The sequence below is a fragment of the Bradyrhizobium sp. AC87j1 genome (assembly GCF_002936975.1).
Classification (GTDB): domain Bacteria; phylum Pseudomonadota; class Alphaproteobacteria; order Rhizobiales; family Xanthobacteraceae; genus Bradyrhizobium; species Bradyrhizobium shewense.
On the sequence record NZ_PTFE01000253.1, the window covers coordinates 1 to 1,136 of the forward strand.

Annotated in this window: 1 protein-coding gene; it reads left to right on the forward strand. The window is 63.2% G+C overall.

What is annotated here, in order from left to right; all coding sequences use genetic code 11:
• Positions 1–180: 180 nt before the first annotated feature.
• A complete protein-coding gene (locus tag CV770_RS41160) occupies positions 181–1,113 on the forward strand; it encodes an IS110 family RNA-guided transposase (protein WP_104466324.1) in 933 nt (310 codons plus the stop codon).
• Positions 1,114–1,136 lie beyond the last annotated feature (23 nt).

A 1,136-nucleotide genomic window follows, 5' to 3' on the forward strand; every position in this document is an offset into this window, starting at 1 on the left:
CCTTGTAAGTCTCGAATCGCTGGATCGGATAGAGTGTCCGGTGCGGTAACGGACGGGAGACCGCTTCATCCAAGGGCTTTGAAGCCCGTACCTCAGCGCGGCGCCCCGTCCGTTGTTCCATTGAACCCGAACAGTCGCGAGGGCCGCCTGGCGAGCCCGGTTGCGCAAGGAAGGGTGCAGATGGACGCGATCTATGTTGGCATCGATGTATCGAAGGACCGGTTGGACGTTCATATGCGTCCGAGCGGAGAAGCATTTGCCGTCGGGCGCGACGGCAAGGGCTTGGAAGACCTTGTTGCGCGGCTTGTGGCCTGTCCGCCGACCCTGATCGGGGTGGAGGCGACTGGCGGCTTCGAGACAGTCGTCGCTGCGGCGCTGACCGGAGCGCAACTGCCGCTGGTAGTGATCAATCCGGCTCAGATCCGTCACTTCGCGCAGGCCGTCGGCCAGCGCGCCAAGTCCGATCCGATCGATGCCGCGGTGATCGCGCGGTTCGTCGAGGCAGTGAAGCCCGCTTTGCGCCCCGTCCCGGACGAGCAGGCTCGCTTGCTGGCCGAACTGGTTGCTCGCCGCCGACAGATCATCGAGATGATCGTTGCGGAACGCCAACGCGAGAAGCGGGCCGAGAACGTCCGCGTCCGCAAAAGCCTTGCTCGCCACATCAAGGTCCTTGAGAAGGAGCTGCCGGAGATCGACAACGACATCGATACGCTGGTACGCGGCTCGCCGACCTGGCGGGACAAGGAAGACTTGCTGATCACCTTTCCCGGGGTTGGCAACACACTTGCGCGCACCTTCCTTGCCGAAGTGCCTGAGCTTGGCGCGCTCAATCGCCGCCAGATCGCAAGCCTTGCCGGGCTTGCTCCCTTCGTCCGTCAGTCCGGCCGATGGAAAGGCCGGAGTAAGATCGGTGGCGGACGCACCGCCTTGCGGGCAGCTCTTTACATGGCCGCCCTGTCGGCCATCCGATGCCACACGCAGCTCAAGCTCTTCTATCGTCACCTCGTCAGCGCCGGTAAGCCGAAAATGGTCGCCCTCATCGCCGTGGCCCGCAAGCTCATCACCATCCTCAACGCCATGCTCAGGGATCGAAAACCATGGCAACCCGCTTGACAAAGAACACAGTCGCTGAGGTG

Bases quoted from the DNA above. Each gene is read 5' to 3' on its own strand.
- CV770_RS41160 (WP_104466324.1), top strand. From the start codon at position 181: ATGGACGCGATCTATGTTGGCATCGATGTATCGAAGGACCGGTTGGAC.